Below are 26,279 nucleotides of genomic sequence, written 5' to 3'. Positions count from 1 at the left end.
CGGCATGACCGTCCAAGTCACCATTGAACTGACCGAAGAACAGAAGGCCCGGCTGGATGCGGAGGCCGAACGGCGGCAAATTACTCTGTCGGAACTGCTGGTCGAGTCTGCGGATTTGGGCGCCTTTCGAGGCCCGGATGCCTGGGTCGCTGCGGTGCAGGAAGGCATTGATGATATCGAGGCGGGGCGGACCTTCACCCATGATGAAGTTGTCGAGTCGCTCGAGACGCTTCTGCGGGACAAAGGCGCTCCGCCGGCCGGATGAGGACAATCTGGTCCAGCGCCGCGCGACGCGACGTACTGAAGATCGGCGATTATCTCGCTGATCGCAATCTCGGCGCAGCCGCCAAGATGGTGCGAGCAATCTACGCCCGTGCCGATCGCCTTTCGGACGAGTCGTTGATGGGCAGGGTTGGAAGAGTGGAAGGCACACGAGAGCGAGTCATTCCGGGAACCCCCTATCTGATCGTCTACCGACTCCATGCCGGCGACCTGAACATTCTTAGGGTGCTTTATGGCGCACAGCAGTGGCCGCCGGAACCTGAAGTCTAGAAAGCCACCCAGGTTACAATCCTATAGGTCGATCACCGACAAGCTCCCACCAACCAATATGGGAGCGGCGCATGCGTGGATTGGTGGCGGTGATCGTGGCCCTAGCTCTGGCGACCCCGGTTCAGGCGGGTGAGCCGGCGTCTGCGGCCACGCGGGCGGCGCAGGCGAAGGTTCGCGCGGAGCTGCCGTTCGCCGATCGACAGGACTTCGACTTCGCGCGGCGAGGGTTTGTCGCCACCCGCAAGGACCCGGTCATCCGTCGGGCCGACGGGGGCGTCGCCTGGGATCTGTCGGCCTACGACTTCCTCAAGGGGGAGGCGCCGGAGACGGTGAACCCCAGCCTGTGGCGACAGTCGCAGCTGCTGGCTATCCACGGGCTGTTCAAGGTTTCCGATCGGGTCTGGCAGGTGCGCGGTTTCGATGCGGCCAACATGACCCTGGTGGCCGGCGACACCGGCTGGATCGTCATCGACCCGCTGACCAGCGTCGAGACCGCAAAGGCGGCGCTGGATCTGGCCAACGAGACGCTTGGCGCCCGTCCCGTGGTTGCTGTGATCTACACCCACAGCCACATCGACCACTTCGGCGGCGCGCGCGGCGTGATCGACCCGGCGCGGCTGGCAGTGGGACAGGTGCGGATCATCGCGCCGCACGGCTTTCTGGAGGAGGCGGTATCGGAGAACGTCATCGCCGGGCCGGCCATGGGGCGGCGGGCGACCTATCAATTCGGCTATCCGCTGACGCCCGGTCCCGAGGGGCAGATGAGCGTCGGCATCGGGCAGGCGGTCTCCCGGGGGACGACCTCGCTGGTTCCGCCCACCGAGACCGTCACCCGGACCGGCGAGACCCTGACGGTCGACGGCGTGGCCATCGAATTCCAGATGACGCCGAACACCGAGGCGCCGGCGGAGATGAACCTCTACTTCCCGGCCTGGCGGGTGCTGTGCATGGCGGAGAACGCCAGCCCGACCCTCCACAACGTGCTTACCCCGCGCGGGGCGCTGGTTCGGGACGCCAAGGCCTGGGCCGACGCCCTGACCGAGGCGGCGGAGCTGTATGGGGAACGGACCGACACCCTGTTCACCAGCCACGGCTGGCCGAGGTTCGGCCGCGAGACGGTGAGCGAGCACCTCAGCGGCCAGCGGGACGCCTATAAGTACCTGCACGACCAATCGGTGCGGTTGATGAACCAGGGCTATGTCGGAAGCGAGATCGCCGACCGGCTGACCCTGCCGCCGGCGCTGGCGCGGCAGTGGTTCAATCGCGGCTACTACGGGACGATGAGCTTCAACAGCCGGGCGGTCTATCAGCGCTACATGGGCTGGTACGACGCCAATCCGGTCAGCCTGGCCGCCATGCCGCCGGCCGAGGAGGCGGTGCGCTACGTCGAGGCGATGGGCGGGCCGGACCGGGTCAAGGCGCTGGCGCAGGCGGCCTATGACAAGGGCGACTATCGCTGGGCGTCCAACCTGCTGAACAAGGCGGTGCTGGCCGATCCGGCCGACGCCGACGCGCGGGCGCGGCTGGCCAGGACCTATGACCAGATGGGCTGGCAGGCGGAGAGTTCGCTGTGGCGGAACATCTATCTGTCGGGCGCCAGCGAGCTGCGGAGCGGAACGCCGGAAGCCTCGCCGGTAAGCGGCAGCGCCGACTTCATCGTCAACCTGCCGACACCGATGCTCTTCGACCTGATGGCGGTGCGGCTGAACCCGGCCAAGGTGGGTGAGGGCAGGGCGGCGGTTCTGTTCGTCTTCCCTGAGCGGAAGGAGCGGTATCTGGTGACGGTGCGCAACCAGGTGCTGGTCGCCCGGCCGGCGGCGGAGGGGGCCAAGGCAGACGCCACCATCACCCTGCCGCGGGCTCTGTTCCTACAGTCCTTGTTCAGCGGCCAGCCGCTGGCGGCCAAGGTGGCCGCGGGCGAGGCCAAGGTGGAGGGGGATATCGGAGTGCTGGCCAGGATGGTCGGCTGGTTCGATGCACCGAAAGGAGACTTCCCGATCGTGACGCGGCCGGAGTAGGGGACAGCGTGGAGGACACGCGATGCTGACCCTGTTCTATCAACCCGGTTCCGCATCCGATGTGGCGCGGATCGCGCTGGAGGAGGCGGGCGCGACCTATCAGGCTTTGCGGGTCGATTTTTCGAAGGATGAGCAGCGTCAGCCGCAGTACCTGGCCATCAATCCCAAGGGCCGGGTGCCGGCCCTGGTCACCGACGAGGGGGTGATCACCGAGAACGTCGCCATTCTGGGCTGGATCGCCCAGAGCTTTCCGGAAGCGGGGCTGGCGCCGGACGACGCCTTCGGCTTTGCGCGGATGCAGGCGTTCAACGCCTATCTGGCCACGACAGTGCATGTCGCCTACGCCCACTGGAGGCGGGCCTATCGCTGGGCCGACGATCCGGCCTGCATCGAGCATCTGCGGGCTGTGGCGCCGGAGCGGTATGCCGACTGTTTCGCGGTCATCGAGGCGGAGATGCTGGAGGGCCCCTGGGTGCTGGGCGACGATTTCAGTCTCTGCGACGTCTATCTGTTCGTCATGGCCGACTGGCTGGAGACGGTGAACATCGACCCCCGCCGCTTCCCCAGGGTTCATGATCACTGCGAACTGGTGCGGGCGCGGCCTGCGGTGCGGAAGGTTCTTGCTCAGCAGGCGGTCTAAAGTCGCATGCGACGCAAAACTCTTGCGCCAAACGCGTTGAATCGGTACATCGGCGGCATGGATCGTCAGCGCGACAGCCTGCTTCTTCTCGGCCGCCTGGGGCTTAGGTGCCCCTGGATGTCCGCCTAGCTGCGCCTTCGTCGCGGCGGGACGCCCAGGGGCAAAAAGCTCCACCCGCCAAACCGACCCGCGATGAAAGATTTTACCCCATGTCCGTGACCGTACCTGACGCGCACCGCGTCGTCATTTTCGACACCACCATGCGTGATGGCGAGCAATCGCCCGGCGCCTCCATGAGCTTCGACGAGAAGCTGGAGCTGGCCAAGATCCTCGAGGAGATGGGGGTCAACGTCATCGAGGCCGGCTTCCCGATCGCCTCCAACGGCGACTTCGAGGCCGTCCGCGCCATCGCCAAGATCGTCACCGAGAGCACGGTCTGCGGCCTGGCCCGCGCCGCCGCCGCCGACATCGACCGCTGCGCCGAGGCCATCCGGCCGGCGGCGCGGGGCCGCATCCACACCTTCATCTCGACCAGCCCGGTCCATATGAAGTGGAAGCTGCAGATGGAGCCCGAAGCGGTGCTGGAGGCGGTGACCGCTTCTGTGTCGCGAGCTCGCAACCATTGCGCCGACGTCGAATGGTCGGCCGAAGACGCCACCCGCACTGATCGCGAGTTCCTGTATCGCTGCGTCGAGGCGGCGATCCGGGCGGGGGCGACGACCATCAACCTGCCCGACACGGTCGGCTATTCGTATCCCGAGGAATACGGGGCGATGTTCCGCGACGTGATCGCCAAGGTGCCCGGCGCCGATGAGGTGGTGTTCAGCGCCCACTGCCACAACGACCTGGGCCTGGCGGTGGCCAACTCCATCGCCGCCATCCAGGGCGGGGCGCGGCAGGTCGAGTGCGCCGTCAACGGCATCGGCGAGCGGGCCGGCAACGCGGCGCTGGAAGAGATCGTCATGGCCCTGCGCGTACGGGGCGAGGACCTGGGCTTCGATACCGGCGTCGATCCCTCGCACATCACCCGCGCCAGCCGCTACGTCTCGGCCATCACGGGCTTCCCGGTGCAGTTCAACAAGGCCATCGTCGGCAAGAACGCCTTCGCCCACGAGAGCGGCATCCACCAGGACGGGATGCTGAAGAACGCCGAGACCTACGAGATCATGAAGCCCGAGGACGTCGGGCAGGGCGCCACCAACCTGGTGATGGGCAAGCATTCGGGCCGTCATGCGTTCCGCGAGAAGCTGAAGGCCCTGGGCTACGAGCTGGGCCAGAACGCGCTGAACGAGGCGTTCGTGCGGTTCAAGGAACTGGCCGACAAGAAGAAGCACGTCTTCGATGACGATATCATCGCCCTGGTGGACGACGCCCTGGCGCGGGGTTCTGAGAAGATCCGCGTGGCCAAGCTGCGGGTGGTCGCCGGGACGGACGGCCAGTCTGCCGAGCTGACCCTGGACGTCGACGGCGAAGAGCGCACGGCCGAGGCCACGGGCGACGGCCCGGTCGACGCGGTGTTCAACGCCATCCACGCCATCGTGCCGCACGGCGCGGCGCTGCGGCTGTTCCAGGTGCATGCGGTGACCGAGGGCACGGACGCCCAGGCGCAGGTCTCGGTGCGGCTCGAGGAGGATGGCCGGATCGCCACCGGCCAGGCAGCGGACACCGACACCCTGACGGCCAGCGCCAAGGCCTATGTGAACGCGCTGAACAACCTCTTCTCCCGCAAGGAAAAGAGCCGGCCGGAAACGGCGATCGCCAGCGGGTTTTAACCCACACCCTCGTTATCCTCGGGCTTGTCCCGAGGACCCATTCGTCCGTTCGCACGACCCGCGGTGATCATCCGCGTCCTCTGCGGCGGCGTTCGCACCTGGCCCAACCACGGGTCCTTGGGACGAGCCCGAGGATGACGGATGGGGGAGGGGCGGGTTCACCTGCTGAATCAACCTTTCCCTTCCGATTGCCAGGAGCCTAAGCGCACCCATGCTCTGGATCCCCGCCACAATCGCCGCCGCCGCCTTCCAGGTGGCGCGGAACGCTGCCCAGCGGAGCCTGATGACTGGGGCTGGGCCTTGGGGCGCGACGCTGGTGCGGTTCCTGTTCGGCTTGCCGTTCAGCTGTGTGTTCGTGGCCGTGGCGCTGTCCATGCTGCCGCACGCGATCGGCTTCTCCCCGGCCTTCTTCGGCTGGGCGACGCTGGGCGCGTTCGCCCAGATGGGCGCCACGGCGGCGTTGCTGGTCGCCATGCAGCGGTCGTCCTTCGCGCTGGGCACGGCTTTCCAGCAGAGCGGGCTGCCCTTCGCGGCGATCATCGGGCTGCTGGTGTTCGGCGACGGGCTGTCGGCCCATGCCTGGATCGGCATCCTGCTGGCCACGGCGGGGCTGACGGCGCTCAGCTGGCCGCGGCGGATCGAGGGGCCGAGAGACTGGTCGGCGGCTGGCCTGGGGACGCTCTCGGGCGCCAGCTTCGCCGTCTCGGCCAACGCGTTCCGGCAGGCGGCCCTGGCGCTCGATCCGGGCCATGCCGTGCCGGCGGCGCTGGTTACCGTGGCCATCGTGCAGGCGATCCAGGCAGGATCGCTGGGCGCCTGGATGGCGGTGTTCAACCGGCCCAGTCTGATGGTGGTCCTGCGGTCGGGGCGGGTGTCGTTGGGGGCCGGGCTGTTCGGAGCACTGGCCTCGGCGGGATGGTTCATCGCCCTGGCGCTCGCGCCGGCGGGCCTGGTTCGGGCGGTGGGGGTGGTTGAGATGCCGATGGCGGCGCTGGCCGGGCGGCGGCTTTTCAAGGAGCACGTCAGCCGCTGGCAATGGCTGTTCGGCGGGGCGACGGCGTTGGGTGTGCTGCTGGCGGCTCTGGGCTGAAGCCCCCGGTTTGAGGGGTGCGCGGATGAATTCCGCGGGTGAGGTTGGGCCATGCGCGCCATGGTCCTCGTCCTTGCCCTGTTGCTGCCCGGCAGCGCGTTTGCGGCGCCGGAGGATTTTGTCTCGCGGCTGAAGGCGATGGGGCCACAGGACCTTCGGGTTTCCCAGAACCTGGGGCCGCCGAGCGGTCGGGCACGGCTCGCGGTCGAGGCGGACGGGGCCTTGCGGCTGACCTGGGGTGCGGGGCGGGCGGAGACCTTCCGGTTCCATCCGGCCGAGCCGCCGCGCAAGCCGCACTGGGATGAGCAGCCGCAGGATCCGCTGGACGTCATTTGCAGCAGCGGGGGAACTGCCGAGCGGCTGGAGATCGCCTGCTCACGGCCGTCCGACCTGCTGGCGGCGGCGATCCGGCCGCCGGTGTTTACGTTCGAGTTCACGATCGGGGCTGACGGGGTGCGGGCGGTGCGGACCTCTGTCCGCAGCGAGGAGCGGACGGTGTTCTCGCCGGCCGGTCTGGACCCGAGCCGGCCGCCGGGGGTCGGGCCTGGCGCGCCGGCGGTTGTGGCCGACGCGCTGGCGCAGCTGGCGGGGCATGAGAAGGGCGGGCTGGGCGGCGGGTCGAGCGGGGCCGGGGACTGGTTCGCCTCGGACCTCTGGGTGAAGGATGTGCGGGGCCTCGACTTCGTTCTGGAGCGGACCGTGTGGCCCGACCGGGGAGGGCGCTCGCCGTTGGTCCCAGCGCGCTGGTCTTTTGACTATCAGGGGCCGGCTGGCGGGGAGGGCAGTCGGCCGCCTGGCTGATGGTGATGCGCCGCGACGGCCAGCTGGAGGCGGAGTTCTGGTGCGTCGGGCGGCCGGAAAAAGCCGCGATGGTGATAGACTGTCGACCCGGCCGGAAGCCCTGGAGCGGCGCCGAGGGCGCGGCCGCCTTCCGGCTGGAGCCTTATCCGCGCTGGCAGATTCACGTGGCGGAAGGGCCCCACAGCCTGTTCTCCAGCGCGGGAACGGCGCGGCTGGAAACCCGGCCCTATCCGTAACCTCGAAAGCCTGTCAGCCGACCACGCGTTTAGACCTTGAATTCAACACGTTCGCGGGGCAAACGCGGTCTGTTCCGCATCGCCTATGACCAACCTGCGAGATTCGGGGGCCCCGGGGGCTGATCTCGTCTTGGTCAACGGCTTGCAGGGCATGTTTCGCCCGTCCCGATTTGCTCCTGACCGCAAGGCACTGAATGTTCGGCTCTCTCTTCGGCGCATCCAACGACATCGCCATCGACCTCGGCACCGCCAACACCCTGATCTACATGAAGGGCAAGGGCATCGTGCTCAACGAGCCGTCGGTGGTGGCTCTGCGCAACATCGGCGGCCGCAAGAGCGTCCACGCCGTCGGCATCGAAGCCAAGCAGATGCTGGGCCGCACGCCCGGCCATATGGAAGCCATCCGCCCGATGCGGGATGGGGTCATCGCCGACTTCGAAGTCGCCGAGGAGATGATCAAGTACTTCATCCGCAAGGTGCACAACCGCAAGGGCTTCCCGGTGAACCCCAAGGTGATCGTCTGTGTGCCGTCGGGCGCCACGGCGGTCGAGCGCCGGGCGATCAACGACAGCTGCCTGAACGCCTCGGCCCGCCGCGTCGGCCTGATCGACGAGCCGATGGCCGCCGCCATCGGGGCCGGCCTGCCGATCCACGAGCCGACCGGCTCGATGGTCGTCGACATCGGCGGCGGCACCACCGAGGTGGCCGTGCTGTCGCTGTCGGGCATCGTCTATTCGCGCAGCGTCCGCGTGGGCGGCGACAAGATGGACGAGGCGATCATCAGCTACATGCGCCGGCACCATAACCTGCTGATCGGTGAGACCACCGCCGAGCGGATCAAGAAGGAAATCGGCACCGCTCGTTCGCCGGCCGACGGCGAGGGCCTGTCGATCGACGTCAAGGGCCGCGACCTGATGCAGGGCGTGCCCCGCGAGGTGCGCATTAGCGAGAAGCAGGCGGCCGACGCCCTGGCCGAGCCGGTGAACCAGATCGTCGAAGCGGTGAAGGTGGCGCTGGAAGCCACTCCGCCGGAACTGGCCAGCGACATCGCCGACAAGGGCATCATGTTGACCGGCGGCGGCGCCCTGCTGCGCGGGCTGGACGCCGAGATCCGCGACCACACCGGCCTGCCGGTGACCGTGGCCGACGATCCGCTGTCCTGCGTGGCGCTGGGCTGTGGCAAGGTTCTTGAACACCCGAAGTGGATGAAGGGCGTTCTGGAAAGCACGCTCGTCTAGAATTCTCGAATCGGGACCCTGAGGGTCCCAGCGGAGCACTCGGGTGGCGTTTCGCCAGGACTCGTTCGGCGAGCTTAAAGTCCCACTGGCCTGGACGGCGGCGGTGGCCCTGATCGTGTGCGTGGTCATTGCCGTCGCCCTGATCCTGTCCGACCGTCGGGGCACGGTGGAAAGCAGTGTCCACCAATCGACCCAGCAGGCGGTGGATACCGTCGCCGCGCCGGTCGGCGATGTGATCTCCACGCCGGGTCGCTGGCTAAGCGGCGCCTTCGATTGGCTCGGCAGCTACTGGAACGCCGCCGGCGAGAACCGTCGGCTGAAAACCGAGCTGATGGAGGCCAGGCGGGTCGAGGACCGCGCCACGGCGCTGGCGCTCGAGAACGCCCGGCTCCGCACCATGCTGAAGGTGGCGACCGACCCTGCCATGCCGATGGTCACCGCCCGCGTGGTGTTCGACGGTCGCGGACCCTACCGCCGCGCCCAACTGGCCAATGCGGGCAGCGGCAAGGGCGTGAAGATCGGCTTTCCGGTGATCAGCGAGCGGGGGGTGATCGGACGGGTCGTGGCGGTGTCGCCGAACGCCAGCCGCATCCTGCTGCTCAAGGACGTCTCCTCGCGCACGCCGGTGATGATCGCCCGCAGCAACGCCCGCGCCATCCTGACCGGTGACGGCGGGGACAATCCCCGCCTGGAGAACCTGCGCGGCGCCGATCCGGTGCGAGAGGGCGACAAGGTGCTGACCAGCGGCGATGGCGGGATTTACCCGCGTGGCCTGCCGGTCGGGCGGGCGGTGAAGGGGCTGGATGGCCGCTGGCGGGTGGCGCTGGACAGCGACACCGCGCCGATGGACTGGGTGCGGATCATCCAGTTCGAGGACTTCTCCCAGATCGAGGGCGGGGCCGACATGACCAGCGGCGTCCTGCCCGACGTCAAGACCGAGGATCCCGCCGCCAGGGGGTCGCGCACCATCGCCGTGCCGCAAACCGCCACCCCGGCTCCGAAGACCGCGAGCCCGCCCGCCGGGGTGACGCCGGCCCCAAAGACGGCGACGCCGCCCGCGAAGGCCGCGACACCGCCGGCGCCCAAGGCCGCCGCGCCGGTCCAGCCCAAGCCAGCGCCGCCGCCGGCCGCCAAGGCCCCGGCCCAAGCCGCGCCGACCGGAGGCCCGCCGTGAGCTTCCAGGCTGCCCGGCCACTCGATCCCTGGCGCTGGATGGGGGCGCCGGCGCTGATCTGCCTGGGCGCTACGCTGTTGCTGGGTCTACCGTTCCGACTGCTGGGCCTGCAACTGCCCGAGCCGGTGTTTCCGATGATCTGCGTCTTCTCCTGGGCGGTGATCCGGCCCTCGATCCTGTCCCCGATCGTCATCCTGCTCATCGGCATCGTCCTGGACCTGCTGTGGGGCGGACCCCTCGGCCTCTGGGGCCTATCGATGCTGGTCGGCTATGGCCTGACCCTGTCGATGCGGGCGATGATGCTGGGCCAGAGCCGGATGATGATGTGGGCCTGGTACGCGGGTGTCTGCGCGGTGGTGCAACTGGCGGGATATCTCTTCACCATGCTGGCGTTTCAGCATTCGCCCAACGTGCTGGCGGTGATCTGGCAACTTCTGGCCACAAGTCTGTTGTACCCGTTCGCCCACCGACTGATCGACCGCTTTGACGACGCGGACGTGAGATTCCGATGAGCGAACCGTCCATCTTCTTCAGCGAGGTCAACCAGCGCCAGGGCGGGTTCAATCGCCGCGCCTTCCTGCTGGGCGGCATCACCGGCCTCGGCCTGGGCATCCTCGGTGGCCGCCTCGCCATCCTTCAGGCGGTCGAGGCGCAGCGCTACGAGAAGCTGGCGGCTTCCAACCAATTCAATTTCCGCCTGGTCCCGCCTCCGCGTGGCCGGGTGCTGGACCGCCACGGGGTGGTTCTGGCCTCGAACCGTCCGAACTTCCGCCTGATGGTGGCGCGGGAAAAGGAAACCGACGTTGACGGCCTGGTCCGCAACCTGTGCGAACTGGTGCCGATCCCCGAGGATCGCGTTCCGCGCCTGATCAAGGACATCAAGCGCGCGGCCCCCAAGGCGCCGGTGCCGGTGATGGAGGACATGACCTGGGAGGAGTTCTCCCGCGTCAACGTCCGCGCGCCCGAGCTGCCCGGGGTCACCGCAGAGATGGCCGAGGTGCGGGTCTATCCCTGGGGCGGCGCCTTCGCACATGTGGTCGGCTATGTGGCCAAGGTGAATTCCGACGACATCGACGCCATCAAGGAGAAAGGCGAGCCGGTAGGACCGTTGTTCTACAACCCCGGCTTCCGGATCGGGAAGCAGGGGATCGAGAAGGCCTTCGACGAGAGGCTGCGGGGCGAGGCCGGCGGCAAGAAGGTCGAGGTCGACGCCCGCGGACGGGTGGTCGCCGAAGACATCGGCGGCGACATTCCGGCCCGACCCGGAGACGAAATCCAGCTGACGCTGGACGCCGACGTCCAGCAGCGGGCGCTGGAGGTGTTCGGCGAGGACAGTGGCGGCGCGGTGGTCATGGACATCCGCACAGGCGACATCCTGTGCATGGCCTCGGCCCCCAGTTTCGATGCCAACCGGTTCGTGCGCGGCCTGACCGGGCCGGAGTACCGGGCGCTAGCCAACTACGAGCGCAAGCCGCTGTTGGATAAGTGCATGCTGGGCGTCTATCCGCCCGGCTCGACGTTCAAGCCGGTCACGGCTATGGCCTGCCTGGAGTATGGCATCAACCCGGAGGAGCGGGTCCACTGCGGTGGGGCCTGGCGGATCGGCAACACGACCATGCGGTGCCACAAGACGCATGGGTCGCAGAACCTGCACGACGCCATCAAGAACAGTTGCGACATCTATTTCTATACGATGTCGCTGCGGCTGGGTCCGGACCGGATCGCGGCTGCGGCGAAGGCGCTGGGCTTCGGCCAGACCTTCGACATCGGCCTGAAGGGCGGTCAGAGTAAGGGGCTGGTGCCGTCCACCGCCTGGAAGGCCGAGTACTACAAGACGCGCAACCCGCGGAACACCAAGTGGTTCGCCGGCGAGACCCCCAGCTATGCGATCGGCCAGGGGGCTCTGCTGGTCAACGCCCTGCAGCTCTGCGTCGCCACCGCTCGGCTGGCAAACGCCCGCAAGGCCCTGAATCCCCGGCTGATCCGTTCGATCGGCGGGGTCGAACAGCCCAAAGGGTCTGACGTACCCGATTTGCCGTTCAAGAAGGAAAACCTCGACTACGTCCGCTCCGGCATGGCCGCCGTGGCCGCCGCCGGCGGCACAGCCTTCCGCGCCAGCCAACTGGGCCTGGGCGACATCCTGATGGCCGGCAAGACCGGCACCGCCCAGGTGCGGGGCTACAAGGGGATCGACCGCAAGAACACCGGCAAGCCATGGCGTTTCCGCGACCACGGCCTGTTCATCGCCTTCGCCCCTTTCGACGATCCGCGCTACGCCATCTCGGTGATCGTCGAGCATGGCCAAGGCGGCTCGATCGCCGCCGCCCCGAAGGCGCGGGAAATCATGCGGGTGGCGCTGCTCAAGGATCCGGAACTGCGCGCGCGGATCGAAAAGCCGCTGCCGGCGCCCGACCTGTCCGAGGGCGAAGAGTTCGAGGACGGCGACAACCTGCGCGACGCCGCCGCGGCCGCCGCGGGCGAGGCGCCGCCGCCAGGACCGATGGTGGAAGAATGAGCGTCTCGGCCCTCTCCCGCCCCGGCGAACGCGACCGGCCACTGAACAAGTTCCTGGAGATCGACTGGGTCTTCTGCCTGATGCTGATCCTCATCGCCGGGGCCGGCGGTCTGATCATGTTCTCGGTGGCGGGCGGCTCCTGGACCCCCTGGGCGGCTCAGCACCTGCTACGCTTCGGGGCGGTCTTCGTGGTCATGATCGTCCTGGCGATGACTCCGATCCGATGGTGGTTCGAGGCATCTTATCCGATCTACGCCGTCGGCCTGATCCTGCTGGTTCTCGTCGAGTTCATGGGGGCGACGGCCAAGGGCGCGACCCGCTGGCTGGACATCGGGCCGCTGCGTTTCCAGCCTTCCGAGGTGATGAAGGTCGGCATCGTGCTGGCCCTGGCGCGGTTCTACCATGGCCTTAGCGCCGACAGCGCGCGCGAGAGTTGGTGGCTGTTGATCCCCCTGGCGATGATCGGGGCCCCGACCCTGCTGGTCGCCCACCAGCCCGACCTGGGCACCGCCATCCTGATCGGCGCCACAGGCGTGGCCATCATGGTGCTGGCGGGATTGAGCTGGCGGCTGATCGGGGCCGGGGTGCTGGCCATCCTGATCGCCCTGCCGCCCTTCATCATGTTCGTGCTGCACGACTATCAGCGAAAACGGATCCTGACCTTTCTGAACCCCGAAGCCGACAAGATGGGCGACGGCTACCACATCCTGCAGTCCAAGATCGCGCTGGGGTCAGGCGGTTTCCTCGGCAAGGGGCTTGGGTTGGGGTCGCAGAGCCAGCTCAACTACCTGCCTGAAAAGCACACCGACTTCATCTTCGCTGCCCTGTCCGAGGAGCTCGGTTTCGTCGGCGCCGGGGCGGTGCTGCTGCTCTACGCCGGTGTGATCTTCATGGCCCTGCGCATCGCCTCGACCAGTCACAGCCACTTCGGGCGGCTGGGCACGGCGGGAGTGACCGCAACCTTCGCCCTCTATGTGCTGATCAACGGCGCAATGGTGATGGGCATGGCGCCGGTGGTCGGCGTGCCGATGCCGCTGCTCAGCTATGGCGGCACGGTGATGCTGACCGTCATGATTGGCTTCGGACTGGTGCTCTCCACCCGCGTGCACCGTTACAGCGAAGTCACCAGCGGCCGGGGCAGCCTACTCTAGGGTCTTGCTGGTCGCGCGGTCGACCCGATTACCGGTTTCCACTCATCGGAACGCGCTCTAGGCGGCAGACCGAGCCGGCGTGACGGGCTCCACCCGCACCGCCGCATGGGTCATCCCCGCCACCTCGGCGACCGGGAAATAGTCCGAGCTGGGGAGTCCCTGGCAGGCCAGGGCGGGGGCCAGCCCCTTGGCCTGGCGGCCGAAGTCGATAAGGGCGCCGGCCAGCCGCGAGGGCTCGCCCGCCATGTCGCTGGCGTCCAGTGTCACCCCGGCCAGGCGTGCGCCGCGAAGCGGCTCCAGGGTGTCCTTGGCCAGACCTCCGCGCACGAAGACCCCGCGCGTCAGGGTGCGCAGCAGGCCGACGATCTCGATCAGGCGGCCGTGCGGCGTGCCGCGATCGACATCGACCAGCTCGACCAACAGTCCGGTGCGGATGCTGTCCGGCGCCTTGGCGGCGGCGGCGATCAGCAGGCCCCGGCCCTTGCTGGCCATCATGGTCCGATAGGAGGCGGGCAGGATCAGCGGGGTGCGGGATCGCTCGGCGGTCGCCGCCAGGTACAGGGCGCCGTAGTCGATGGTCGCTTCGTCGATGCGGCTCAGTTCCGCGTCAGTCAGTTTGGACAGGGCGCGGGACGGGATCACGCGCCCAGAAGACAGGTCGGTGACCGTCGGTTCGATGCGAAGGGCAGCGGTCACCTGATGGCGAAGGCTGACCACCTGCTCGACCGCGAACCTCATTTCGAGCCGGGCGCCGTTTGCGGTGACGAAGCTGACGGGGTTGCGCCTGGCCTCCTCGATCGGGCTGATCACCGTGGCGACCTGGGTCGCCGCCGGCTCCTTGCGGCGTGGGGCGGCAACGGATTGTGGATCAAGGGGCGCGCAATGCAGCTCCTCCCCGGTGATCGAGGTGACCGTGCGGATCCGCATATGGGCCGGCGAGGCCTCGCCCAGGAAGTGGGTCAGCACTTCTTCGAGGATGCGCAAGGTCAGCCCCTGGGCGGCTGCGCCCTCCTCGCTGGTCATGGCGACTAGGAATTCGGTGTCGCCGATCCGCTGGAACAGATCGCCGGGTTGAAGGTGCTCGGCCATCCGCTTCTGGACATAGGACCAGACGCCGGCGCGGTTGCGTTCCCAGCGTTCGCCGAGCTCGGCGCGGACCGCCTCGACACTGATGATGTTGATCGCGCCGCGCGCGGCCAATTCCGCCCCGGCCACCCGTTCTAGGATGGAGGCGACATCGGTGGCGGCGATGCGGTCTTGGGGAGGGGGCACTCGGGACAGGCTCAAAGCGGCAGCAATGACAACTTGTCGCAGTATCGGCATTCTCCGCTTAACAGCGGGTGTATGCCCTCAATATGGGCTGTTGAGGTTAACCGCCTGACGGGACTTGCCGGACTCGGCTAAAAGGCGGCGATGAATCTTGACCAGAAGCGCGGTTTCGAGCGGGCCGAGGGCCGCCTGCGCGCCGGAGCGCCCGGAGAGGCCTTGGCCATCCTGCGCCCACTGGCGGCGGCGGTTCCCGACAATCCGGCGATCTGGTGGGCGCTGGGCAACGCCTACGGCATGGCCGGTGACGCAGGCGGCGCCGAGGCGGCCTTTCGGCAGGTGGCCCGGCTGGACCCCGAGCGGCCCAACGGCTGGGCGGCCCTGGCCGATCTGCTGGCCTCGCTCGATCGAGGCGAGGAGGCCATCGCCATGCTGGAGCCGGTCCTGGCGGCGCGGCGCGACCCACGGCTGCTGGCGACGAGAGGGCGGGTATGGCGCACGCTGGGGCGGATGGAGGCGGCGGCCGACGACTTCGCCGAGGCGGCGCGGGCAACGCCGGGCGTCGCCGGTCTGGAATACGACCTGGCCATGGCGGCCGGCAGCCTCAATCGCGGGCCGGAGACGGAAGGGGCCGCCCGCCGGGCCCTGGCCGCCGGCCTGCGACGTCCGGAGGTACAGCTGCTGATCGGCCACGGCCAAAGGGTCCAGGGGAGACTGGATGCGGCGGAGGCGACGTTCCGCGAGGGATTGGCGCATTGGCCGGACCATGAAGGCCTCCACCGCGAGCTGGGCTATCTGGTCTGGGCGCGAACCGGGGACGTGGGCGCCGCAACCGCCGCCATCGACGCGGTCTTGGCCAGGTCGCCGGGCCAGCCTGGCCTGCTGGTGTTGAAGGCGCGGCTCCTGGAATACGCTCAGCAGCCTGAGGCCGCCGCGGCGGTGCTGGCTGGGCCCGCCGCCCGGCCGGACGCGCCGTCCCTGGTGCTCAGCGCCGCCGCCCGGCTGGCTCCGCCCCGCGAAGGCGCTGATCTCGCCAGAAGGGCGCTGGCCGCCCAGCCTGACGACCCGTTCGCCCTGTCGGCCCTGGCCGAGGCCCTGCTGGCCGATGGCCGGCCGGACGAGGCGCGGGACGCCGTCGAACAGTTGCTCGCCCTGGCGCCGGAAGACGAGCACGGCCGCTCGCTCCAGCGGCTGGTCTGGCGACTGACCGACGATCTCCGCTATCGCGACGCCTACGACTACCCAGGCCTGGTCTCGACGCGGCGGATCGACACGCCCCCGGGCTGGCCCAGCCTTGAGGCCTATCTCGCCGACCTCGCGGCGGCCCTGCGGGGACTGCACGACGGCAAGGCTCACCCCGTCGGCCAGTCCCTGCGCGGCGGCACCCAGACCAACAAGACCCTGTCCGAGAGCGACGAGCCGGCCATCCGCGCCTTTTTCCAGGCCGTGCAGGCCCCTATCGCCGCCCACGTCGCCATGCTCGACGCCCGCGAGGGCAGGACGGCGGCGACCCCCCACCGCATCGCTCGCTCCTGGTCCGTGCGGCTCAGTCCCGGCGGACGGCATGTCGATCACATGCACAAGGCGTGGATCTCCTCGGCCTTCTACGTCGCGCTTCCGGCCGAGGTGGAGGCGGGCGGACGCGCCGGCTGGCTGCGGTTTGGAAAGCCGGGCATCGCCACCAGCCCGCCGGTGGAGGCGGAGCACTGGGTCAAGCCGGAGCCCGGCCTGCTGGCTCTGTTCCCCGCCTACATGTGGCACGGCACCGAGCCGTTCGAGGCTGGGGAGGAACGGCTGACCATCGCGTTCGACGTCGATCCACTATGAGGCGCGGACCATCAGTGAAGGGATGCGTTGGCGGCGTCCTCGGCTATAAGGCGCCGATGGACAAGCTGCTTCTGGTGGCCGCCGGCGGGGCGGTGGGGTCGGCGGCCCGGTATCTGACCGGTCTGGCGGCCATGCGCTGGGCGGGCGGCGGCTGGCCTTGGGGGACGATGATCGTCAATGTGGTCGGCGGGTTGCTGATGGGGCTCCTGGTCGGGGTGCTGGCGCATCGCGGCGGGGCGGACCAGGATAAGGTGCGCCTGCTGATCGGGGTCGGATTCCTGGGCGGGTTCACCACCTTTTCCGCCTTCTCCCTGGAGGCGGCGTTGATGATCGAACGGCGGGCTTTGGCCGACGCCTTCTTCTATGTGCTGGCCTCGGTGATCCTGTCGGTGTCGGCGTTGTTCGCGGGGCTCGCCCTGGCGCGGAGACTGGCGGGATGAAGGAAGTCAAAACCCTGGTGGTCGCCGACGGCGAGGACGGCACGCGGTTGGACCGCTGGCTGCGCCGCCGTTGGCCGCACCTTGGCCAGGTGCAGATCCAGAAGCTGGCCCGTACCGGCCAGATCCGCGTCGACGGCGCCCGGGCCAAGGCCGACAGCCGGCTGAGCGCCGGGGCCATCGTGCGTGTGCCTCCGCTGCCCGACGCGCCTGATCCCGGCGAAAAGAAGAAGATCAGCGACCGCGACGCCAGCTATGTGCGCAGCCTGGTCCTCTACGAAGACGACGAGGTCATCGCCCTGAACAAGCCGGCCGGCCTGGCCGTGCAGGGCGGCACCAAGACGCCGCATCACATCGACCGGCTGTTGTCGGCCTGGGGCGAGGGGCTGGAGCGGCCACGCCTGGTCCACCGGTTGGACCGGGACACCTCAGGGGTGCTGGTGCTGGGCAAGAGCCCCGGCGCGGCGGCCAAGCTGTCGGGCGCCTTCGCCCGGCGCAAGGCGAAGAAGACCTACTGGGCCGTTGTGGTCGGCAATCCCAAGCCGGCCGAGGGTGTCATCGAACTGCCCCTGATGAAGACCGGCGTCGGCGACCGCGAGCTGGTGGTCGCCGCTGATCCCAAGGACCCTCGCGCCGACCCCGCCGAGACGGAATACGTCACCCTGTCCCGCGCCGCTCACCGCGCCGCCTGGATGGCCCTGCGCCCCCACACCGGCCGCACCCACCAACTGCGCGCTCATATGCAGGCCATCGGCCACCCGATCCTGGGCGATCCCAAGTACGGCAACGAGAAAAGCGCCGAGCTGAGCAACGGCATCAAGCTGCAGCTGCACGCTCGCAGGCTGGTCTGCCCGCACCCCAGCGGCGGCCTGCTCGACATCACCGCCCCGATCAGCGCCGAGCTGCGCCTCGGCTTCGAGCGGTTCGGCTTCCATGAATCTGAGGCCGAAGACGACCCCTTTACTCGGAGACCCAAGCGTTGACGCCCGATCAGGCCCGCCTTCTGAACACCGTTGAATATCACCTGCAGGGCGGACGCGCGGCCGAAGCGGCCGAGGTGCTGGAGCGGGTGGCCCGCGAGCTGCCCGACGCGCCGCGCGTCTGGTGGTATCGCGCCACCATCGCCCAGATGCGCGGCGACACCGCCAGCGCCGAGACGGCCCTGCGCCGCACAGCCGCCGTCGATCCTGCCGGGCCGCAGCCGTTGGCCGCGCTCGGCGAGTTGCTGTACGAGCTGGACAGGGTGGATGAAGCCGCCGCCGCCTGGCGCGAGGCGCATGGGCGCGACCCGCACTTCCTGCCCTCGACCATGAGCCTGGCGCAGTATCTGATCGACACCGGCAAGTCGGCCGAGGCCATTCCGGTGCTCGATCGTGGCCTGGCCGGGGGCCGTGAGCCTGGCCTCTCGACCATGCGCGCCCAGGCCAACACCGAGCTTGGCGACACGCCGGCGGCCCTGGCCGACTATCGCGAGGCGGTGGCCGCCTCGAACGGCTCGGCCCAGGCGATCCATAACTTGGCCCTGGCCCTGGTCATCGCCGGCGATATCGAGGCGGGCGAGGCGGCGGCGCGCGAGGCGCTGGCGCTGCAACCCAATTCGCCATCGCTCTGGCAGGTGCTGGGCCAGGCCCTGGTCGCCCGCGACGCCCTGGCCGAGGCCCAGCAAGCCTTTGAAACCGCCCTGACCCACGATCCGCAGCACCCGGGCGCCCACCGCGACCTGTCGCAACTGATCTGGATGCGCACCGGCGATGTCGGCGCCGCCCTGGCGCGGGTCGAAGAGGCTCTGTCGAAGGCGCAGGGGTTCTCACCGCTGACCGTGGTCAAGGGCAAGCTGCTGGAATACGTTGGCGACCTCGACGGCGCCCGCAAGGTGCTGGGCGAGGCGGCCAACCTGCCGGGCGCACCCAACTACATGCTCTGCGCCGCCTCCCAGGTGTTGCTGGGCTCTGACCGGCTGCAGGCCGCCACCCTGGCCGCCCAGGCCGTGGGCCGCGCCCCCCGCGACACTTTCGGCCTGGCCACCCTGGCCCAGGCCCAGCTGGCCGCAGGCGACATCGACGGCGCCGAGCTGACCGCCGGCCGCATCCGCAAGCTGGCCCCGCTCGACCAGCACGGCCTGGCGCTGCAAGCCACGGCCTGGCGGCTGAAGGACGACCCGCGGTATCGCCCGCTGCACGACTACGACTCCCTGGTTCGCACCGCCGTGATCGACACGCCGGAGGGCTGGCCGGACCTGGCCAGCTACCTGGCCGACCTGACGGAGGCGCTGACCGCCCTGCACGGCCACGAGGCCCACCCCATCGGCCAGTCCCTGCGCGGCGGCACCCAGACCAATGTGCGGCTGGAGCGCAGCGAGCATCCGGCCATCAAGGCGTTCTTCAAGGCCGTGGACGCGCCGATCCGCGCCTATATCGCCGCGCTGGGCCAGGGCGACGATCCGGTCCGCAGCCGGATCACCGACGGCTACAGGCTGGCCGGCTCCTGGTCGATCCGCCTGCGACCGGGCGGCCACCATGTGGACCACCTGCACCACAAGGGCTGGATCTCCTCGGCCTTCTACGTGTCGGTGCCGACGAAGGTGTCGGACGGCGACCAGGGCGCCCTGCGCTTCGGCATGCCCGGCACCCCGACCCGGCCCGAGCTGGAGGCGGAACACCGCGTCCGGCCGCAGCCCGGCCTGCTAGCCCTGTTCCCCGCCTACATGTGGCACGGCACCGATGCGTTCGACGGAGACGAGCCGCGCCTGACGATCGCCTTCGATGTGGTTCCGGCCTAGGCGAGACCGGCGATCGGGGCGACCGCGGCGCTGTCCGGGAACACCTTGGCGTCCAGCACACGGCGGTCGACACCCATGTGGTCAAGCAACAGGCCCTTGAAGAGCGCCCGGCTGTCGACCGTCGGGCGCAGGTCGCGACCCTCGTAGAGGCTGGCGGCCTTCAGGGTCGGCCAGTCGCCGACGATGCCGCCCTTCTTCAACGCCCCGCCGATCAGCAGGCCGGTGGAGCCGGTGCCGTGGTCGGTGCCGTTGGTGCCGTTGACGCGGGCGGTTCGACCGAACTCGGTGGCGAAGACCACGATGGTGTTGGACCAGTCCGCGCCCAGCCCCTCGCGCATCCCATCAGCCAGGGCGTCGAGATAGAGCAGGCGGTTGGCCAACTGGCCCTGGGCGGCGCCCTGGTTGGCGTGGGTGTCGAAGCCGTCGGCCGACAGGGCGACGACCTGCGGCCCGCCGGCCTGGGTCATGAAGCCAGCCACAGCCTTGCCGATACCCTTGGCGGCGGTCTGGCCCTGGCGGACGAGCCCCTCAGCCCCGCCGCCGCCGTACATCCCGCCACCTCCCTGGACCGCCATGCCCCCGGTAGCGGTCTCGGCCATCGCCTCGGTCTCGAGCCCCCGGGCGAAAGCGGGCCCCAGCAGGGGGTCGGACGCGTAGAGGTCGCTCAACAGGCTGGGCAGGCGCGGGCTGCCCTCGCCGACGCGGCCCGGCGACCAGGAACCGGCCTGGGCGGGGCCGCGCAGGATCAGCGGGGCCGTGGCGCCGACCGACAGGGCGCCGGTCTTGCGGTCGGCGTTCATCGCCTGGACAGCGCGGTTCAGCCAGCCGCTGTCGGTGGAATAGACGCCCGCCGCACCGGTCTCCAGCACGTCCTGGGCCTCGAAGTGGGAGCGGGCGCGGTCGGGGCTGGCCAGGGCCGGGACGATGCGGGCCTCGCCCTTCATCGCCAGGGCGTGCATCCCCGCCAGGGCCGGGTGCAGGCCGAAGGTGGAGTCGAGCTCCAGCGTCGCATCGCCCGGAATGGCGATGGCGCGGCGCAGGCCCTCATACTCCGGGTCGCCCACCGGTGGGCTGACGCTGAGGCCGTCCATGCCGCCCCGGCAGACCACGACGACCAGCTTCTTGCCGGCCGGCTCGGCCGCGCGCGCACCGGCGCCCAGAAAACTCAGCGCCAGGCCGGAGGCGAGCAGGGCGCGGCGATCGAGATTGAGCGTGCTCATCGGCGCTGGAACTCCGGAGACATCAGAAGCAGGGACATGGCCTCGGGCCGCGATTCGGCGCGGGCCACGGCCTTGGCGACGGGCTCGGTCAGCCTGGGCCCGAGGGCCAGTCTGGCGATGGCGTCAGGGTCGCGGGTCGGGGCGATCACGGCGGAGAAGGCTTCGGCCCAGTTCATCCGTTTGACGATGGCGTCCGGCGCCGCCCAGTGCGCCGCCTCGTCCGGCCAGCCCTTGGGAGAGGGCGGGGCGAAGGGCCGCTGGCCGAGGCCCGCCAGCATGCCCAGGTGCTCGATGGCCGCCGGCTGGCCGCCGATGGCGCGGTAACTGGAGATGACGAACTCATAGGGCGTCTTGAACTTGGACGGCTCGGGGGCCCAGGCGGGGGGCGAGGCGATCAGGGCGCGGGCCACCTGGGCCAGGTCTCCGCCAGTGGCCAGCCAGGCCTTCTCCAGGTCGGCGACCAGGGCCGGGGAGGGAGTGTCGGAGACGAAGTGGCGGGCGATCTTGGTGCAGACGAAGCGGGCGGTCTTCGGGTGCGCCGCCAGGTCCTTCATCACCGCCGCGGCCTGGTTCACCCCGTCGTCCGGATAGCGTTTGCCCAACACCGTGCGGGGACCGGGTTCGTGGGCCGCCTCACGGAAGACGAAGTAGCCGGATCGTTGACGCTCGCGCGGACCGCCGACGCTCCAGCCGGTCAGGCAATAGGCGAACTCGGTGACGTCGGCCTGTGTGTAGCCGCCGTTCACACCGACGGTGTGCAGTTCCAGGATCTCCCGGGCCAGGTTTTCGTTCAGGCCGCCCAGGCGCTGGGCTTGCGGCCGTCGGCTCATGAACTTGGCGGCCTGGGTGTTGGGGCCGATCGACTGGGCCTGGTCGAGGTAGAGCAGCATGCCCGGATGGGCGGTCGAGGCGATCAGCATGTCCTCGAAGCGACCGAATACCCGCGGACGGATCGCTTCCCGTTCAAAGGGGCCGACCGTGGTGGCGGTGGCCAGCTTGATCCCCGACACCGTGAAGTGGTTGCACCAGAACAGGGCCCAACGCTCCCGGAACGATGCCGGTGTGGTGGCGGCCAGGCGGGCCCGTTCGAGGAAGTCTTCCGCCCCGGTTTCACGGATCATCCGGCCGGCGCGGCGGACCGGATCGCGTTCGGGCGAGACGTCGTCCTCGCCCATGCCGGCTTCCTGCTGGCGCATCTGGCGGCGGTCTTGGCGAAATTCGCGCAGGTCGTGAACCCGCCTGGCGCTGAGGTCGGTGTTGGGAAGGGCCAGGTCCGCGCCCCGACCGACGATCTGGCCCGCCAGCCAGCCCTGGGGATCGCCGGCCGCCTCGGCCAGTTCGCCGGGCCGGGCGCCGAGGCCGAACCGGGTGGCCGCGATCGCCGCTCGCATCTCTTTGGAAAGGGCCAAGGGCTTTCGCCTCCTTGCAACAAACGCCGGCTTGCCCCACTTCCACGCCCTCGCGGCGCGCTTCCGTCGCGATGAAGGAGCAAGCATGGCGCTGAAGGGCCCCGATGACACCGTGCAGACCGCGAGGCGGTTCTACAAGTCCGTCACGGTTGAGGCCGCAGAGGAAGGCTTCGCGGTGCGCCTGGACGGCCGCTCGCCCAAGAGCCCTGGCGGCTTTCCCTTGGTGCTGCCGACCCAGGGCCTGGCCGAACTGACGGCGGCCGAATGGGCGGGGCAGGGGGAGTTCATCCTGCTGGCCGCGATGCCGGCGACGCGCCTCGCCTTCACCGCCATTGAAAAGGCGGCGGCGGCGCGCGAGGGCCTCGCCGATGAGGTGGCCCGATATGCCGGCTCCGACGTCCTCTGCTACTTCGCCGATGCGCCGGCCCAGCTGTTTGCCCAGCAGACGGCGGCCTGGGAGCCGATGCTTCAATGGGCGGAGCGGGAGCTGGGCGTGCAGATGAAGCGGGCGACCGGGATCGTTCATTGCCCACAGGATCCGCAGACCCTGTCGACGATCAAGACCCACGCCCTTGCTCTCGACGACTTCCACCTGATCGGCGTGGCCCATGCCACGCCCCTGTTCGGCTCGGCCCTTCTGGCCCTGGCGGTGCAGCGGGGTGAGTTGACCGGAGAGCAGGCCTACAACCTCTCCCGTCTCGATGAAGCCTGGCAGGAAAGCCAGTGGGGCGTCGACGAGGAGGCCGCCGAGCGGACCCAGAAGCTGCGCGCCGAGGCCGCCATGATCGGCGCTTGGTTCGCGGCCCTTCGCTGACCTTTCGGCTGACCTAGCGGGACGCTTGCGCCGTACCCGTGCGCCCTTTAACCCGTGCCCTGACAGATTGATGGAGATGGGCGCGTGAAGGACATCCTCGAAGAGCTTGAGCGTCGGCGCGAACAGGCCCGGGCCGGTGGCGGCGAGCGCCGCATCGCCAGCCAGCACGCCAAGGGCAAGCTGACCGCCCGCGAGCGGATCGACCTGCTGCTCGATGAGGATTCGTTCGAAGAGTTCGACATGTTCGTCGAGCACCGCAGCCACGACTTCGGCATGCAGGACCAGAAGATCGCCGGCGACGGCGTGGTCACCGGCTGGGGCACCATCAACGGCAAGGTGGTCTTCGTCTTCTCCAAGGATTTCACCGTCTTCGGCGGCTCGCTGTCGGGCGCCCACGCCCAGAAGATCGTCAAGGTCCAGCGCCAGGCGGCCAAGGTCGGCGCCCCGATCATCGGCCTGTTCGACGCCGGCGGCGCCCGCATCCAGGAGGGTGTCGACAGCCTGGCCGGCTATGCCGACATCTTCCTCGAGAATGTGCTCAGCAGCGGCGTGATCCCGCAGATCAGCGTGATCATGGGCCCCTGCGCGGGCGGCGACGTCTATTCGCCGGCTATGACCGACTTCATCTTCATGGTGAAGGACACCTCCTACATGTACGTGACCGGCCCGGACGTGGTGAAGACGGTCACCAACGAGACGGTCAGCCACGAGGACCTGGGCGGCGCCCGTGTCCATGCCGCCAAGTCCGGCGTCGCCGAGGGGGCGTTCGACAACGACCTGGAGGCCCTCACCCAGGTTCGCCGCCTGATCGACTTCCTGCCCTCCTCGAACCGCGAGGATGCGCCGATCCGCGAAAGCTTCGATCCGGGCGACCGGGCTGAACCCAGCCTCGACACCCTGGTGCCGGCCAACCCGAACAAGCCCTACGACATCAAGGAATTGATCCTCAAGATTGTCGATGAGGCCGATTTCTTCGAAATTTCAAGTGAGTGGGCCAAGAACATCGTCTGCGGCTTCGCCCGCATGGACGGGGAGACGATCGGCATCGTCGCCAACCAGCCGCAGGTCCTGGCCGGCGTCCTGGACATCGACAGCAGCCGCAAGGCGGCCCGCTTCGTCCGCTTCTGCGACGCCTTCAACATCCCGATCCTGACCCTGGTCGACGTGCCGGGCTTCATGCCGGGCACCAAGCAAGAGTACGGCGGCTTGATCAAACACGGCGCCAAGCTGCTGTTCGCCTACGCCGAAGCCACCGTCCCGAAGGTCACGCTGATCACCCGCAAGGCCTACGGCGGCGCCTACGACGTGATGAGCTCCAAACACCTGCGCGGCGACGTCAACTACGCCTGGCCGACCGCCGAGATTGCCGTCATGGGCTCCAAGGGGGCCGTCGAGATCATCTTCCGCGCCGACATCGGCGACCCGGAAAAGATCGCCGAAAAGGAAGCCGACTACAAAGCCCGCTTCGCCAACCCATTCGTGGCGGCGAGCCGCGGCTACATCGACGACGTGATCATGCCGCACGGCACACGTCGGCGACTGGTGCGGGCGTTCCGCAGCTTGCGGGGCAAGGAGCTGTCCAACCCCTGGAAGAAGCACGACAACATCCCGCTGTAGCGATTTGGGGGCCGAGATGCTATCTGTATGACTTCGTTTCGTTCGGAGTCATACAATGACCCTCAGCATTCGCGATCCCGATACGGACAAGCTCGCTCGCGAACTCGCGGCTCGACATCGCAAGCCCATCACCGAAGTGGTGAGAGCGGCGCTGGAAGATTACGCGGCGAAGGCAACGCCATCGGAGCAGGACGAGCGAGAAGCCCGTCTGAAGGCCGTTTTCGCTCGGATTGATCGACTGAAGGTTCCGTCCGGCCCTTCCTGTAACGAGCTGATCGACGAGCTTTATGACGAGGATGGTCTTCCAGCGTGATGGTCGTCGATGCCTCGGCGCTGTGCGCAATCTGCCTCAGAGAGTCTGAAGGCGAGGACTATCGGAACCTGCTTTTGGCGGAGGCGAATACCTCCATTTCAGCGCTGAACCTTTGGGAGGCGAGGGTTACAGTCGCGCGCCGTCTGCCAGAGGCCAGTTCAGTTTTGGAGGATCTCCTCGATGCTGGCGCTGTCAGGATCGCTCCCGTCGGCCCGCTGGAACTGGAGCTAGCTTGGGCAGCTTGGCGGCGCTTCGGAAAAGGTCGCCATCCCGCAGCCCTGAACATGGGCGATTGCTTTGCTTACGCCACAGCGAAAACTCTCAATGGACCATTGCTCTACAAGGGCAATGACTTTGCCCTCACGGACATAAGGGCGGCTTACCCACCACCGGCCATAAAGTCATAAACATCCGCGGCCCGCGTCACGGCGATGCTGATCTTGTCTTCGTTGATCTGGATTTCGCCGCGGGCGACCGGGTGATTGTTGGCCAGGATCCAGACTTCGTCGGTTGCCTTGGCGTCCAGGGGGATGACCGCGCCGCGGCCCATGCGCAACAGCTGGGCCATAGGCAGCTGGGAGCGGCCCAGGACCACGGAAATCTCAACGTTGACCGACTTGACCTGGCTCACAGAACGCCCAATCCCTCGCGCGAAGTCCGCGCAGCCCCCACATTGACGGGAACATGCTTGATCACCTGTTAAGTCCCGAGGTTTCGGCGCCGATTTTCGGACGCGACGACGGCGCGCCTGCGGGCTGGGCGGTGTCGCGCGGGCCGGTGGGCTATGCCGAGGCGGTCGCCGCGATGGAAGCCCGCGCGGCGGCCATTGCCGATGGGACGGCGAGCGAACTGATCTGGCTGCTGGAGCATCCGCCGCTCTACACCGCCGGGGTTTCGGCCAAGGCCTCGGACCTGATCGAGCCCGAGCGGTTCCCGGTGTTCGAGAGCGGCCGGGGAGGGCAGTACACCTATCACGGGCCTGGCCAGCGGGTGGCCTATGTGATGCTTGACCTTACCCACCGCAAACGCGACGTGCGGGCCTTCGTGGCGGCGCTGGAGGCCTGGGTGATCGGGGCGCTTGGCGCCTTCAACGTGGAGGGAGAAGTGCGCGAGGGCCGCGTCGGCGTCTGGGTCGAGCGCAAGGGGCCGGGCTGGGCGCGAGAGGACAAGATCGCCGCCATCGGGGTGAAGCTGCGCCGCTGGGTCAGCTTCCATGGCATCAGTTTGAACGTCGAACCCGACCTGTCGCACTTCGACGGCATCGTGCCCTGCGGTGTGACCGAGCACGGGGTGACCAGCCTGGTCGACCTCGGCCTGCCGGTGACGATGGACGAGGCCGATGCGGCGTTGAAGCGGAGTTTCGAGAAGGTGTTCGGCGCCGTCGCCGAGACGGCGGCGCCGATCTGAGCC

26 protein-coding genes are annotated in these 26,279 nt (G+C 68.7%); 22 read left to right on the top strand and 4 right to left on the bottom strand.

What is annotated here, in order from left to right:
- Positions 1–4: 4 nt before the first annotated feature.
- The 13 genes from GVN21_RS05785 (at position 5) to rodA (ending at position 13,187) form a co-directional block, all read left to right on the top strand.
- Entirely contained in the window at positions 5–265 is a 261-nt protein-coding gene (locus GVN21_RS05785; protein WP_166573775.1) for a hypothetical protein, read from the top strand.
- The gene (locus tag GVN21_RS05780; RefSeq protein ID WP_166573774.1) at positions 262–552 is read left to right on the top strand and encodes a type II toxin-antitoxin system RelE/ParE family toxin; all 291 of its coding nucleotides are present in this window, start codon (positions 262–264) and stop codon (positions 550–552) included. The genes GVN21_RS05785 and GVN21_RS05780 overlap by 4 nt, the downstream gene beginning before the upstream one ends.
- A gap of 71 nt (positions 553–623) precedes the next feature.
- Positions 624–2,570, top strand: a complete 1,947-nt coding sequence (locus GVN21_RS05775; protein ID WP_166573773.1) for an alkyl sulfatase dimerization domain-containing protein — start codon at positions 624–626, stop codon at positions 2,568–2,570.
- A 22-nt stretch (positions 2,571–2,592) separates the two neighbouring features.
- Positions 2,593–3,210, top strand: a complete 618-nt coding sequence (locus GVN21_RS05770; protein ID WP_166573772.1) for a glutathione S-transferase family protein — start codon at positions 2,593–2,595, stop codon at positions 3,208–3,210.
- Between the two features lie 209 nt (positions 3,211–3,419).
- Complete coding sequence (locus GVN21_RS05765; protein WP_166573771.1) at positions 3,420–4,982, top strand: 2-isopropylmalate synthase; 1,563 nt, start codon at positions 3,420–3,422, stop codon at positions 4,980–4,982.
- A 211-nt stretch (positions 4,983–5,193) separates the two neighbouring features.
- Positions 5,194–6,072, top strand: coding sequence for a DMT family transporter (locus GVN21_RS05760; RefSeq protein ID WP_166573770.1), 879 nt, complete (start codon positions 5,194–5,196; stop codon positions 6,070–6,072).
- 51 nt (positions 6,073–6,123) lie between these two features.
- Entirely contained in the window at positions 6,124–6,873 is a 750-nt protein-coding gene (locus GVN21_RS05755) for a hypothetical protein (RefSeq protein ID WP_166573769.1), read from the top strand.
- A gap of 5 nt (positions 6,874–6,878) precedes the next feature.
- Entirely contained in the window at positions 6,879–7,109 is a 231-nt protein-coding gene (locus GVN21_RS05750) for a biotin-dependent carboxyltransferase family protein (RefSeq protein WP_166573768.1), read from the top strand.
- Positions 7,110–7,303: 194 nt separating this feature from the next.
- Positions 7,304–8,347, top strand: a complete 1,044-nt coding sequence (locus GVN21_RS05745) for a rod shape-determining protein (protein WP_166573767.1) — start codon at positions 7,304–7,306, stop codon at positions 8,345–8,347.
- A 43-nt stretch (positions 8,348–8,390) separates the two neighbouring features.
- The gene (mreC, locus tag GVN21_RS05740) at positions 8,391–9,521 is read left to right on the top strand and encodes a rod shape-determining protein MreC (protein WP_166573766.1); all 1,131 of its coding nucleotides are present in this window, start codon (positions 8,391–8,393) and stop codon (positions 9,519–9,521) included.
- Entirely contained in the window at positions 9,518–10,033 is a 516-nt protein-coding gene (locus GVN21_RS05735) for a hypothetical protein (protein WP_166573765.1), read from the top strand. Before mreC ends, GVN21_RS05735 begins: the two co-directional genes overlap by 4 nt.
- Entirely contained in the window at positions 10,030–12,036 is a 2,007-nt protein-coding gene (gene mrdA / locus GVN21_RS05730; RefSeq protein ID WP_166573764.1) for a penicillin-binding protein 2, read from the top strand. Before GVN21_RS05735 ends, mrdA begins: the two co-directional genes overlap by 4 nt.
- A complete protein-coding gene (gene rodA / locus GVN21_RS05725; RefSeq protein WP_166573763.1) occupies positions 12,033–13,187 on the top strand; it encodes a rod shape-determining protein RodA in 1,155 nt (384 codons plus the stop codon). Before mrdA ends, rodA begins: the two co-directional genes overlap by 4 nt.
- A gap of 57 nt (positions 13,188–13,244) precedes the next feature.
- Here the strand turns inward: rodA and GVN21_RS05720 are convergent, their stop codons facing one another.
- The gene (locus GVN21_RS05720; protein WP_166573762.1) at positions 13,245–14,459 is read right to left on the bottom strand and encodes a hypothetical protein; all 1,215 of its coding nucleotides are present in this window, start codon (positions 14,457–14,459) and stop codon (positions 13,245–13,247) included.
- A 141-nt stretch (positions 14,460–14,600) separates the two neighbouring features.
- Here GVN21_RS05720 and GVN21_RS05715 point away from each other — a divergent pair, with 141 nt between their 5' ends.
- The 4 genes from GVN21_RS05715 to GVN21_RS05700 are packed head-to-tail and all read left to right on the top strand — an operon-like array spanning position 14,601 to position 19,496.
- Positions 14,601–16,280 carry a tetratricopeptide repeat protein gene (locus GVN21_RS05715; protein WP_166573761.1) on the top strand — a complete coding sequence of 560 codons (1,680 nt, stop codon included), beginning with the start codon at positions 14,601–14,603 and terminating at the stop codon, positions 16,278–16,280.
- Positions 16,281–16,336: 56 nt separating this feature from the next.
- A complete protein-coding gene (crcB, locus tag GVN21_RS05710; protein WP_166573760.1) occupies positions 16,337–16,720 on the top strand; it encodes a fluoride efflux transporter CrcB in 384 nt (127 codons plus the stop codon).
- Positions 16,717–17,700: an RluA family pseudouridine synthase gene (locus GVN21_RS05705; RefSeq protein WP_166573759.1), complete on the top strand. Its 984-nt coding sequence runs from the start codon at positions 16,717–16,719 to the stop codon at positions 17,698–17,700. Before crcB ends, GVN21_RS05705 begins: the two co-directional genes overlap by 4 nt.
- Positions 17,697–19,496, top strand: coding sequence for a putative 2OG-Fe(II) oxygenase (locus GVN21_RS05700; protein ID WP_166573758.1), 1,800 nt, complete (start codon positions 17,697–17,699; stop codon positions 19,494–19,496). Before GVN21_RS05705 ends, GVN21_RS05700 begins: the two co-directional genes overlap by 4 nt.
- Here GVN21_RS05700 and GVN21_RS05695 read toward each other — a convergent pair.
- Both GVN21_RS05695 and GVN21_RS05690 read right to left on the bottom strand, forming a co-directional pair.
- Complete coding sequence (locus GVN21_RS05695) at positions 19,493–20,716, bottom strand: DUF1501 domain-containing protein (RefSeq protein WP_166573757.1); 1,224 nt, start codon at positions 20,714–20,716, stop codon at positions 19,493–19,495. The genes GVN21_RS05700 and GVN21_RS05695 overlap by 4 nt on opposite strands.
- A complete protein-coding gene (locus tag GVN21_RS05690; protein ID WP_240902774.1) occupies positions 20,713–22,125 on the bottom strand; it encodes a DUF1800 family protein in 1,413 nt (470 codons plus the stop codon). Before GVN21_RS05690 ends, GVN21_RS05695 begins: the two co-directional genes overlap by 4 nt.
- A gap of 85 nt (positions 22,126–22,210) precedes the next feature.
- Between GVN21_RS05690 and GVN21_RS05685 the strand changes: the two genes are divergently transcribed.
- The 4 genes from GVN21_RS05685 to GVN21_RS05670 all read left to right on the top strand — a co-directional run bounded on the left by GVN21_RS05685 (position 22,211) and on the right by GVN21_RS05670 (position 25,276).
- Entirely contained in the window at positions 22,211–22,939 is a 729-nt protein-coding gene (locus GVN21_RS05685) for an ATP12 family protein (protein ID WP_166573755.1), read from the top strand.
- A gap of 84 nt (positions 22,940–23,023) precedes the next feature.
- Complete coding sequence (locus GVN21_RS05680) at positions 23,024–24,556, top strand: acyl-CoA carboxylase subunit beta (protein WP_166573754.1); 1,533 nt, start codon at positions 23,024–23,026, stop codon at positions 24,554–24,556.
- A gap of 55 nt (positions 24,557–24,611) precedes the next feature.
- Positions 24,612–24,869, top strand: coding sequence for a type II toxin-antitoxin system VapB family antitoxin (locus GVN21_RS05675; RefSeq protein ID WP_166573753.1), 258 nt, complete (start codon positions 24,612–24,614; stop codon positions 24,867–24,869).
- A complete protein-coding gene (locus GVN21_RS05670) occupies positions 24,869–25,276 on the top strand; it encodes a type II toxin-antitoxin system VapC family toxin (protein WP_166573843.1) in 408 nt (135 codons plus the stop codon). The genes GVN21_RS05675 and GVN21_RS05670 overlap by 1 nt, the downstream gene beginning before the upstream one ends.
- On the opposite strand, the gene GVN21_RS05665 is transcribed toward GVN21_RS05670, so the two are convergent.
- Entirely contained in the window at positions 25,249–25,500 is a 252-nt protein-coding gene (locus GVN21_RS05665; protein ID WP_166573752.1) for a FliM/FliN family flagellar motor switch protein, read from the bottom strand. The two genes, GVN21_RS05670 and GVN21_RS05665, sit on opposite strands and share 28 nt — an antisense overlap.
- A gap of 53 nt (positions 25,501–25,553) precedes the next feature.
- Between GVN21_RS05665 and lipB the strand changes: the two genes are divergently transcribed.
- Entirely contained in the window at positions 25,554–26,276 is a 723-nt protein-coding gene (gene lipB / locus GVN21_RS05660; RefSeq protein WP_166573751.1) for a lipoyl(octanoyl) transferase LipB, read from the top strand.
- The last annotated feature ends 3 nt before the right edge of the window (positions 26,277–26,279 follow it).

The sequence above is a fragment of the Caulobacter sp. SLTY genome (assembly GCF_009905535.1).
GTDB lineage: Bacteria > Pseudomonadota > Alphaproteobacteria > Caulobacterales > Caulobacteraceae > Caulobacter.
The sequence above is the reverse complement of the archived record's forward strand: the minus strand, read 5'-3'. Positions and strand labels throughout refer to the sequence as shown.

Coding starts and splice junctions, on each gene's coding strand:
- lipB (WP_166573751.1), top strand. CDS start 25,554: ATGCTTGATCACCTGTTAAGTCCCGAGGTTTCGGCGCCGATTTTCGGA.
- GVN21_RS05760 (WP_166573770.1), top strand. CDS start 5,194: ATGCTCTGGATCCCCGCCACAATCGCCGCCGCCGCCTTCCAGGTGGCG.
- GVN21_RS05745 (WP_166573767.1), top strand. CDS start 7,304: ATGTTCGGCTCTCTCTTCGGCGCATCCAACGACATCGCCATCGACCTC.
- GVN21_RS05685 (WP_166573755.1), top strand. CDS start 22,211: ATGGCGCTGAAGGGCCCCGATGACACCGTGCAGACCGCGAGGCGGTTC.
- GVN21_RS05670 (WP_166573843.1), top strand. CDS start 24,869: ATGGTCGTCGATGCCTCGGCGCTGTGCGCAATCTGCCTCAGAGAGTCT.
- GVN21_RS05780 (WP_166573774.1), top strand. CDS start 262: ATGAGGACAATCTGGTCCAGCGCCGCGCGACGCGACGTACTGAAGATC.
- GVN21_RS05695 (WP_166573757.1), bottom strand. CDS start 20,716: ATGAGCACGCTCAATCTCGATCGCCGCGCCCTGCTCGCCTCCGGCCTG.
- GVN21_RS05770 (WP_166573772.1), top strand. CDS start 2,593: ATGCTGACCCTGTTCTATCAACCCGGTTCCGCATCCGATGTGGCGCGG.
- GVN21_RS05750 (WP_166573768.1), top strand. CDS start 6,879: ATGCGCCGCGACGGCCAGCTGGAGGCGGAGTTCTGGTGCGTCGGGCGG.
- mrdA (WP_166573764.1), top strand. CDS start 10,030: ATGAGCGAACCGTCCATCTTCTTCAGCGAGGTCAACCAGCGCCAGGGC.
- GVN21_RS05755 (WP_166573769.1), top strand. CDS start 6,124: ATGCGCGCCATGGTCCTCGTCCTTGCCCTGTTGCTGCCCGGCAGCGCG.
- crcB (WP_166573760.1), top strand. CDS start 16,337: ATGGACAAGCTGCTTCTGGTGGCCGCCGGCGGGGCGGTGGGGTCGGCG.
- GVN21_RS05675 (WP_166573753.1), top strand. CDS start 24,612: ATGACCCTCAGCATTCGCGATCCCGATACGGACAAGCTCGCTCGCGAA.
- GVN21_RS05765 (WP_166573771.1), top strand. CDS start 3,420: ATGTCCGTGACCGTACCTGACGCGCACCGCGTCGTCATTTTCGACACC.
- GVN21_RS05775 (WP_166573773.1), top strand. CDS start 624: ATGCGTGGATTGGTGGCGGTGATCGTGGCCCTAGCTCTGGCGACCCCG.
- GVN21_RS05785 (WP_166573775.1), top strand. CDS start 5: ATGACCGTCCAAGTCACCATTGAACTGACCGAAGAACAGAAGGCCCGG.
- rodA (WP_166573763.1), top strand. CDS start 12,033: ATGAGCGTCTCGGCCCTCTCCCGCCCCGGCGAACGCGACCGGCCACTG.
- GVN21_RS05715 (WP_166573761.1), top strand. CDS start 14,601: ATGAATCTTGACCAGAAGCGCGGTTTCGAGCGGGCCGAGGGCCGCCTG.
- GVN21_RS05705 (WP_166573759.1), top strand. CDS start 16,717: ATGAAGGAAGTCAAAACCCTGGTGGTCGCCGACGGCGAGGACGGCACG.